Origin of the sequence: Eubacterium sp. MSJ-13, from assembly GCF_018918235.1 — a bacterium.
Lineage (GTDB): Bacteria > Bacillota > Clostridia > Lachnospirales > Lachnospiraceae > Butyribacter.
Genome location: NZ_JAHLQE010000071.1, coordinates 1 through 9,676 on the forward strand (window position 1 = coordinate 1; position 9,676 = coordinate 9,676).

A 9,676-nucleotide genomic window follows, 5' to 3' on the forward strand; every position below is an offset into this window, starting at 1 on the left:
TCTGCGCACACTTGACACAAACTTGATATGCACAAAAAGCGTGTGCAGAAATGAGGATATTTTTATGGACAGGGATTTTGATGAAATGTTAAAAAAAAGTTTGGCAGAGCAGGCTGAACCGTTACCAAAGTCTTATACAGAGAGAGTTGAAAAGGTACTTAGTGAATTGCCGGATAAAAAGACAGAATATATAAAAAGACTAAATTTAAAATATGTGGCAGCAGCAATTATTGCTTTTTGTATGGTGGTTACCGGAGCACATGCAGGGGTCAATATATATCGGGAATATCTTCATTCAATGAGTAATCAGGACAAAGAGCAGTTAAATGAAAAAACGCAAAACACAACGGACGATTCTGATCATTTTTCAAGAAAGTTGTCAGGCAGTGAAAATAATAAAATGGAAAGCCTGCGTAATAAATACGAAAAAGAAGGGTTATTTCCAGAGAAAAAAATCATAGAAGTATCACGAAAAAATAAAGTAAAGAAAGGACAGCTTACTTTTTGTTATGAAAACAGCACATTTTACATTCCCGACAATGAGATGACAGATGAGGAAATACTTGAGATCATAGATTTCTGGGAAAGGAGGGACTACGCTGTAAAAGAAAAAAACAGTGAAAATAATAATTCAGACAAATTAAAAAATGCAAATCAAAAAATTGATGACGAAGCTGCAGTAAAAATTGCTAATGAAGCATTGCAGAAGGCGTATGGCATGGATACTGATTCAGCGGAAATAAATATAGAGTTTGATTGTGCTGAATTAACAGAAAACAAGTCATTGCCGAGTTATTTTGTATCACTTTCAAAAAAATCGTGGAAATATGATGCTACCGTTGAAGTCGATTCAAAAAACGGCACGATAAATCAGATAAATGTATCACATAAGACAAAAAATGAATGTGTTTCAGGAATAAAAGTAAATGAGGACAGCTATAGGGAAAACACTGCAAAAATATATCATATTTTGGACGGCATCGGTAAAAAAGACAACGACGTGCAAGAGATATATCTTGTCTACAAGTATCGCAAAAATGGCACATTAAATAGAGGAAATGTTAAATATCTGGTAAAAATGAAAGATGGTAGTGGTTATGTATTTCTGTATAGCGTCAATACTGGTATGATTTATAATTTTTACAAAGTATATGATTACAAAAAAATCTTGAATGAGGAAAAAATCAACCAGAAGTTATCGAAAGATGGGGGTGTATTGACGAAGTGCAGATTGCTTAATAAGTAATGATTAAATGTGTTGGGGGAAGATTGGAAAAACGAAGGAAAAGATTAATCCTCTTTTCCTTCGATAAGATAATCACAGCTAATTTCCAATCTATACAATTAGATTTCATAAGCATCCACCAAGCGAAGATAATTATACATCATCGACATAGTACCAAATTCCGTATAACTGAATGTCACCCATATTGGCAGTTTATTGGTATGCCTGTTTCCGCCTTTACGGTACTCTTTTAGTTCCGGATATTTAACAACATTTTTTCTCAATTTTTCTTCTTTGCGTACAATATCATCATAGAAAACGCTTTCAAAATATTTTATATTCGTTTTTCTCTTCTTGGTATCCCGCTCTCCTCTTGACGGAGCATAATACTCCTTTTTCATATAAAAAGTCCCGTCTTGTGCCTTTATTGCACAGGCATTGGATATTGCACTCTTAAATCGCACTTCGACATGATTGCAATAATAAATAAGTATTCTCCTCAGATCAACATCAAACTGATACAATGCAAACAACGCATCCTGTGACGATTTATAACCCACATTCTCAACATTAGAAAGCAAAAATTTTCCATATCTGCTCGCTCTAAAATATCCTGCATGCAGTAAAAAACGACGCATTTGTATTCGTTGTCTAAAAAACACATACTTTTTCATCATATCTATCTGCTCTTCAAGCGTAATCGGTAATTCCTCTTGTGCCATTTCATCTCTCCTTTAGGTAAAAAAAAAGAATGGATATACCATTCTTAATCCCGCTAATGGGATATTTGGATTAAGGCATTACCCATGCCTCCCTACGGCCTACAATTATATTAACCCATGTTTCGGAATAATGCAAGGCACAATTTGTTTTTGAGTTTCCCCATTTTTTTCAGAAACTAAATCATATGCAAAATAAAAAAGCAAAAACACAGCACTAATTTTACAACAAATACCTACAAAATGAAACGATAATCATTTCTTATTAAGAAATCTGCATAAAAGTTAAGCACATTTTCAAAAAATCCATAAAGTTTATTTTTCATGTCTGTCACTCCTTTCATTACTTGTTGCACTAAGTATATAATAAAATTTATATCATTTCCTGCCAAAATAAAGAAAGAAACAGACAAATCTTGCTACACCTGCATATTTTTACGATATTCCGATGGTGACAGCCCTTTCATTTTTTTAAAAATACGGCTGAAATAAAGAGGGTTGTCATATCCGACTATCTGTGCTATCTCAGTGATGTTGTATTGTGTGCCTTGGAGCAATGCTTCTGCATTATATATTCGTTTGGAGAGGATATACTGCATTGGCGTAAATCCGGTATAAAGTTTAAAATTGCGTATAAACCAGCTTGTGCTTACATGATTTTGTTCAGCGTATGAGTCTATGTTTATCTGTTCACTGTAATGCTCACTAAAGTAGGCTGTTGCCTTATCCACTTCCTCGGCGGCATGGGAATTGTCTGTTTTAATGCAGGATTTAAAGTATCTTTGAAGTTTTATAAAAATCTGTCTTAAATACATCTCAAGCATTTCAGGGTAATTGTCCTTACACATTTGTAATTCATATATCATGGCACGAAAGAGGTTCTGATATTCAAAACCAGAACCACAGTAAAATACTTTTTTGTCATCTGTAAGTCCGTAGGAGCGAAGCAGGTTCGTGACATTATTTCCTGTAAAATGAACCCAGTAGACTTCGGTCTGTTCTTTTCCATAATATTCATATTTCTGTGGTTCTTTGGGACGGTACAATACCATATGTCCGGCAGAGACAATAGTTTCTTCTTCAGCACCTTCAAAATGGAAATGAGCTTTTCCGGCAGCTATATAGAGTAATTGGAAATCAACGCGTCCTTTTGGACGCCATGTAGGTAGTTTAGGACGGGTGTAAAGTTTGTAAGTGCCGCAGCTTGTTACGATAAGCGGTTTTGACTTGTCTTTTATGTCAATAAGTGAGTTGTTTAGATATGCGTTGTTTGTATACATTTCATTCTCCTTTTATGCCTGTTCAAAAAAATCTATGTGAAAATCACTAAAAAATATAAAAATAAGTACTTTTATTTGTTGATTTTATCATTTTGTGCATGTTTTGTCCAATTTAAGATATGGATTTTAAACAACTGCTTCTATATACTTACGATAGTAAAAATGTTGAAGCGAAAATCAGATGTTTATTTGAACGAAAGGCTGTAAATTCTTGGGATGGATGCAGGAGATTTATGGTTTGAGTCATGAAATGAATGTAGAAAAGAAAAATGCGGTTTTACGGAAGATGGCGGTCTGAAAAGCAGGAAGATTTGAAAGGAGCAGGTTTATGGAAGAAAAGAGATACCTGAAATGGTATAATATGGTTGGCTACGGTTCAGGAGATATTGCAGGAAATGTGGTATATGCATTTTTGTCATCATTTGTTATGATATATCTGACAAATACTGTTGGTTTAAATGCCGGTGTCGTTGGTACATTGATCGCGGTTTCAAAATTGTTTGATGGTGTTACGGATATATTTTTTGGAACGATGATTGACAGGACAAAGAGTAAGATGGGAAAAGCAAGGCCGTGGATGTTTTATGGATTTTTCGGTTGTGCACTTACATTGTTTGGAGTGTTTGCAATTCCGACAAGTCTTGGCCGCACAGCACAGTATGCGTGGTTTTTTATTGCTTATACACTATTAAATGCGGTATTTTATACAGCAAACAATATAGCTTATTCAGCTCTTACAACGCTTGTTACCAAGAATAGTCAGGAGCGTGTTCAGATGGGTTCGTTCCGTTTTATGTTTTCATTTGGAACGGCTCTTGTGATTCAGAGTATTACAGTAGGTGCTGTTGATCTTCTTGGAGGTGGGGCAGCAGGATGGAGAAATGTAGCTTTTGTTTATTGTATTATCGGTATAATAAGTAATACACTTGCAGTATTTTCAGTAAAAGAGCTTCCTGAGGAGGAGCTTATGGATGAAAGTGACAAAACGGCAGAAGATATGGCAGGATTTGATAATGTTGATGACATTATTGAGCAGGACATGAATGGTGCGAAGTCAGATAAGAAACAGGAAAAGCTCACACTTGTTCAGTCAGCAAAACTTTTGTTTCAGAATAAATATTATGTTCAGATATGTGTTGTCTACATTCTTCAGCAGTTATATGCAACAATGATAAATACAGGTATTTATTTTATGACATATGTTCTTCGCAACAAAAATCTGTATGGAGTGTTTTCGTGGGCGGTAAATATTCCGCTGATAGTTGCACTTGTGTTTACACCGTCACTTGTTGCAAAATTCAAGGGAATGTACAAATTAAATAAATACAGTTATATGATTGCAACTTTGAGCAGACTGCTCGTAGCTGTTGCCGGATATATGGGAAGTGTTCCGCTTATGTTATTATTTACTGCTGTTGCAGCTTTGGGACAGGGACCGTGGCAGGGAGATATGAATGCAGTTATTGCTTCATGTTCTGAATATACATATTTAAGATCAGGCAAAAGAATTGACGGAACTATGTATTCATGCACATCACTTGGAGTAAAACTCGGTGGTGGTCTTGGTACTGCAATCGCAGGCTGGATGCTTTCACTCAGCGGTTTTGTAAACGGTGATGCATCAGTACAGCCGGATAGCTGCATAAAGATGATGTATTTTATGTTTTTGTGGATGCCGTTTATTATAGATTTTATTGTCACAGTCATTCTTTCGTGTATGAATGTGGAGGGAGCAAACCGTAAATTAAAAGAAGAAAAAAATCAGAAAGACTGAATCGGAAAAGATTAGTAAAGTTGGAATACTAAGCCGGGAATGACGAAGAAATCAGAAAGACTGGGTCAGAAAAGATTAGAAAAGTTGAAAGACTGAGTTTGGAATGACAAAGAAATCAAAAGGCTGGGTCAGAAAAGATTAGAAAAGTTGAAAGACTAAGTTTGGAATGACAAAGAAATCAAAAGGCTGAGTCGGAAAAGATTAGAAAAGTTGAAAGACTAAGTCGGAAATTATAAAGAAAGCGAGGAAAAGTATGGATTTTGATATGAAGTGGCTTGATGATCCTGAGACATTCAGGGTAAATCAGCTTAAAGCACACAGTGACCATTGTTATTACAGAGATTATGAAGAATTAAAAAGAAATGAGAGCGGTCTGATATGCTCGTTAAACGGACAATGGGATTTTTGTTTCAGCAAAAATGTTGAGAGCAGACCAAAAGAATTTTATAAGGAAGATTATGATGCAAGTGGATTTGACAAGATTATGGTGCCGGGACATATCGAGCTTGCAGGTTATGATAAGATTCGTTATATAAATACGATGTATCCTTGGGAGGGAAAAGAATACCGCCGAGGTGCATATAGTATAGAGAGTGCCGGAGATGGTGCAGGAATGTTCAGTGAAGCAAAATATAATCCTGTAGGTTCATATATCAAGAGATTTGATCTAAAAGATGAAATGCTTGGAAAAAGAATACATATCTGTTTTGAGGGCGTGGAGCAGGCAATGTATTTATGGCTTAACGGACAGTTTGTAGGTTATGCGGAGGACAGTTTTACACCGTCTGAATTTGACCTCACACCATTTATAAAAGAAAAAGATAATGTACTTGCAGTACAGGTTCACAAGATGAGTACGGCGGCATTTTTGGAGGATCAGGACTTTTTCAGATTTTTCGGAATTTTCAGAAATGTTACTTTAAAGGCAATACCTGATGTTCATGTGGAGGATATATGGCTTAAACCTGTATTATGTAGTGATAATGTAAGCGGCAGACTTGATGTGAGTTTGAGATTGTCATTGGCTGAAAAGCAGAATGTCAGTGCAGATTTTATTTTAAAGGATAATGAAGGAAATAAGATTTTAGAAAATCGTATTGAACTTAAAGATAATGCTTTGCTTGGAGAAGAAAATTTATCAGGTGAAAATGTTCAAGGGCAAAATTCTTCAAAAGATAGTGATGTGTCATCAAATAAAAATATTTCAAGGCAGGATAATAAAATTTGTACGGGAGAGATGAGTGCAGATATAAGTTCCGTAAAGGCATGGGACAATCATTCACCATACCTGTATCATGCTTTTGTTGAGGTTAAAAATGAGGATGGAGAAATTCTCGAAGTAGTTCCGTATGATATAGGTTTCAGAAGAATTGAGATAATTGACAAAGTGATACATCTAAACGGAAAGAAACTTGTGATAACGGGTGTAAATCGCCATGAGTGGAATCCGAAAACGGGAAGGTGCATAACTGTTGATGATATGGTCTCTGACATAAACTGCATGCAGAAGAATAATATAAATGCAGTACGTACCTGTCATTATCCGGACCAGATACAGTGGTACTATATGTGTGATAAAGCAGGGATTTATGTTATGGCAGAAACAAACCTTGAAAGTCATGGAACATTCCAGAAACTTGGTGTTATCGATCCATCATGCAATGTGCCCGGCTCTATCCCACAGTGGCGAGAGGTTGTGGTTGACAGGGCAAGAAGTAATTATGAGACATTTAAAAACCATACTGCTGTATTGTTCTGGTCTTTGGGAAATGAGTCGTATGCGGGTGACGATATAGAGGCGATGAACACCTATTTTAAAGAGAGAAATGACGGAAGGCTTGTTCATTATGAGAGTTCTTTCTATAACAGAGCTTATGAGGACACGATATCCGATGTTGAGAGCCGTATGTACGCAAAACCAGAGGAAATTGAAGATTATCTTGATAATGAACCTAAAAAGCCTTATCTCTTGTGTGAATATATGCATGACATGGGAAATTCCATGGGCGGACTTGGCAATTACATGAAACTAATAGATAAATATGAGATGTATCATGGCGGTTTTATATGGGATTTTATCGATCAGGCTATTATGGTAAAAGATGAAGTGACCGGAAAAGAAGTCCTCAGATATGGTGGGGATTTTGATGACAAGCCATCTGATTATGAATTTTCAGGAAACGGAATATTATTTGCAGACCGCAGGGAAAAACCGGCAATGCAGGAAGTGAGGTATTATTATGGATTATACAGATAAGAAAAAACTTAGAGTTGCCTACGGGGATTTTACGTTTGGAGTGCATGGTGGGGGATTTGATTATACATTTTCATATGCACAGGGCGGACTTGAATCCATAGTAAAAGACGGATATGAGTGGCTTTACCGTTGTCCGAAACCGACTTTCTGGCGTGCGCTTACCGACAATGACAGGGGGAACAGACTTCATATAAAGAGTGGAAGCTGGCTTGCGGCAGATGTGTTTATTGACTGCAAAAAAGTTGAAGTTATCATGGACAAAGAACCACAGGGAAATGTACTTGCACCTGACAATAACCGTTACGGCGGTGATGTATATGCTGATGAGATTATTGTTAAATATACATATCAGACAATCATAAATCCATCAACCACGGTTGAGGTGGCATACACTGTTGATGTGTCAGGAAAGATAACCGTTAATGTGCATTATATCGGAGTAAAGGGATTGCCGCAGCTTCCGGTGTTTGGCATGAGATTTATAATGCCTACACTTGCTGATAAATATATGTATGAGGGCTTGTCCGGGGAAACTTATCCTGACAGAAAAGCAGGTGCAGTAAAAGGCGTATATGAGGTTAAAGATTTAAGTCTTACTCCATATCTCGTACCACAGGACTGCGGAGTGCATATGGACACAGAATGGCTTGAAGTGACAAGGCATACAAGTCTTGACAACAGCAGAAAAGATTTTGCACCACAGACATTGAAAATCGGCAGTACAGATAAGCCGTTTGCATTTTCGTGTCTTCCATATACGGCGGTTGAAATTGAAAATGCAACACATCATGAGGAACTGCCACCTGCAAGAAGAACTGTCCTCTGTGTATACGGCGCAGTAAGAGGTGTCGGAGGAATTGACAGTTGGGGCAGCGATGTGGGACAGGAGTGCCAGATTGATGCTGAGAAAGATATTGAGTATTCATTTTATATCTGTTGATAGAAAGTATATAGAATGTTTATTTTATATGTGTTGATTGGTCGAGTATAGAATATTTATTTTATATTTGCTTGACTGAGGTTATCGGCGGCATTTGAAAATGATTTTTAGAGGGGTTGTTTCTTTGTTTGCAACATACGAAAACAGAATTGATGGAATATCTGTTGAGTGGAAAAAGACGGTTCATGTGCCGCCGCATCTTCATGAAGCAATGGAGATGGTATATGTGACTAAAGGAAACATTGAGCTTGGTGTGGGACAGGAATTATATCATATGGATGAGGGCGATTTTGCCATTGTATTTCCGAATGTCATCCATCATTATCAGGTGTTTGACACTAATGATAATAAAGTAGTTTATCTGTACCCTGAGCCATCAATGTTTCCTGCTTATTGTATGGAACTTGAGAAGTATAGTCCGAAAAATCCTATTATAAAAAAGAAAAATCTGCACCATGACATAATATGCGTGATAAAGGCGATTATCAGTAACAGGGAAAATATAAAAGACATAATGCTGATAAAAGCATATATTCAGGTGATACTTGCACATATATTTTCTGAAATGGAAATGGTCGAAAAAAGTACGATAGGCAGTAATGACCTTATATATAATGCAGTGGAATATGTAGCAAAGAATTTTAAAAATGAATTAAATCTTGAGAAGATGGCATATGATCTGTGCGTAAATAAATATGCGTTATCGAGGATGTTTGCAAAAACATTTCACTGCAATTTTAATAAATATGTAAATGGTATAAGATTAAACCATGCGGTATCATTTCTGGAAAATTCAGCGAAAACAATAACAGATATTTGGCTGGACTGTGGCTTTGAAAGTCAGAGAACTTTTAACAGAGTTTTTAAAGAGAGATATAAGATGACACCGAGAGAATATCGAAGTAAGTGTAATTCGGATGTAAGAGTGATATAGTTGAAATGGGATGATAAATGATAAGATAATATTAAAAATTAAAGGAAGAAGTGAAAGTTAAAAAAATCAGGTAAAAAAGAAACTTTCAAAAGGTAAAGATATATCACAGATAGCAGACGAAATTGAGGAGAATGAGGAAATTGTTTTGGAACTAATAGAGCAGATAGAGTTGGAGAATTTACAGGAATAGAATTACCGATATTGTTAAAAACGCAAAGGCAAAGATAGAACAGTGTTTTGCCATAGTTTTAAACTATAGCAAACAGCAAAATAAAGATATTATACAAATGTAATGGTGAAATGATAATATAACCTCAGAAAAACAAAAGCATTGTTATTCGTAAATTTATAAACTGGTATTTAAAATTTTAACATGAATAAGAACAAAGAAAAAAACAGGAGGTTATATAGATGAGTATATTAAAAACACCATTCAGATATGATTTTGTGGGAAGTTTTTTAAGACCACAGAAATTAAAAGATGCTAAGGCTGATTTTGCAGCGGGTAAGATTACACAGGACGAGCTTGACCAGATAACAGATGACT

Annotated in this window: 7 protein-coding genes; 5 read left to right on the forward strand and 2 right to left on the reverse strand. The window is 36.0% G+C overall.

Annotated elements, in window-relative coordinates:
- The coding region (locus KQI69_RS04460; protein WP_216564128.1) for a hypothetical protein at positions 1-1,246 on the forward strand (1,246 nt) is incomplete at its 5' end.
- Between the two features lie 98 nt (positions 1,247-1,344).
- On the opposite strand, the gene KQI69_RS04465 is transcribed toward KQI69_RS04460, so the two are convergent.
- Positions 1,345-1,947, reverse strand: coding sequence for an Abi family protein (locus tag KQI69_RS04465; protein ID WP_216564129.1), 603 nt, complete (start codon positions 1,945-1,947; stop codon positions 1,345-1,347).
- A gap of 416 nt (positions 1,948-2,363) precedes the next feature.
- Positions 2,364-3,224 (reverse strand): AraC family transcriptional regulator, encoded by an 861-nt coding sequence (locus tag KQI69_RS04470; protein ID WP_216564130.1) that lies wholly within the window; start codon positions 3,222-3,224, stop codon positions 2,364-2,366.
- 328 nt (positions 3,225-3,552) lie between these two features.
- Between KQI69_RS04470 and KQI69_RS04475 the strand changes: the two genes are divergently transcribed.
- The 4 genes from KQI69_RS04475 to KQI69_RS04490 all read left to right on the forward strand — a co-directional run bounded on the left by KQI69_RS04475 (position 3,553) and on the right by KQI69_RS04490 (position 9,129).
- Positions 3,553-4,998, forward strand: a complete 1,446-nt coding sequence (locus KQI69_RS04475) for an MFS transporter (protein WP_216564131.1) — start codon at positions 3,553-3,555, stop codon at positions 4,996-4,998.
- A 253-nt stretch (positions 4,999-5,251) separates the two neighbouring features.
- Positions 5,252-7,255, forward strand: a complete 2,004-nt coding sequence (locus tag KQI69_RS04480; RefSeq protein ID WP_216564132.1) for a glycoside hydrolase family 2 TIM barrel-domain containing protein — start codon at positions 5,252-5,254, stop codon at positions 7,253-7,255.
- A complete protein-coding gene (locus KQI69_RS04485; protein WP_216564134.1) occupies positions 7,239-8,195 on the forward strand; it encodes a beta-galactosidase small subunit in 957 nt (318 codons plus the stop codon). The genes KQI69_RS04480 and KQI69_RS04485 overlap by 17 nt, the downstream gene beginning before the upstream one ends.
- Before the next feature lie 100 nt (positions 8,196-8,295).
- On the forward strand, positions 8,296-9,129 hold the full coding sequence (locus KQI69_RS04490) for an AraC family transcriptional regulator (RefSeq protein WP_216564135.1): 834 nt from the start codon (positions 8,296-8,298) through the stop codon (positions 9,127-9,129).
- The last annotated feature ends 547 nt before the right edge of the window (positions 9,130-9,676 follow it).

What these genes read in the sequence shown, in the direction of transcription:
- KQI69_RS04465 (WP_216564129.1), bottom strand. Translation starts at nt 1,947, where the DNA reads ATGGCACAAGAGGAATTACCGATTACGCTTGAAGAGCAGATAGATATG.
- KQI69_RS04475 (WP_216564131.1), top strand. Translation starts at nt 3,553, where the DNA reads ATGGAAGAAAAGAGATACCTGAAATGGTATAATATGGTTGGCTACGGT.
- KQI69_RS04480 (WP_216564132.1), top strand. Translation starts at nt 5,252, where the DNA reads ATGGATTTTGATATGAAGTGGCTTGATGATCCTGAGACATTCAGGGTA.
- KQI69_RS04470 (WP_216564130.1), bottom strand. Translation starts at nt 3,224, where the DNA reads ATGTATACAAACAACGCATATCTAAACAACTCACTTATTGACATAAAA.
- KQI69_RS04490 (WP_216564135.1), top strand. Translation starts at nt 8,296, where the DNA reads ATGATTTTTAGAGGGGTTGTTTCTTTGTTTGCAACATACGAAAACAGA.
- KQI69_RS04485 (WP_216564134.1), top strand. Translation starts at nt 7,239, where the DNA reads ATGGATTATACAGATAAGAAAAAACTTAGAGTTGCCTACGGGGATTTT.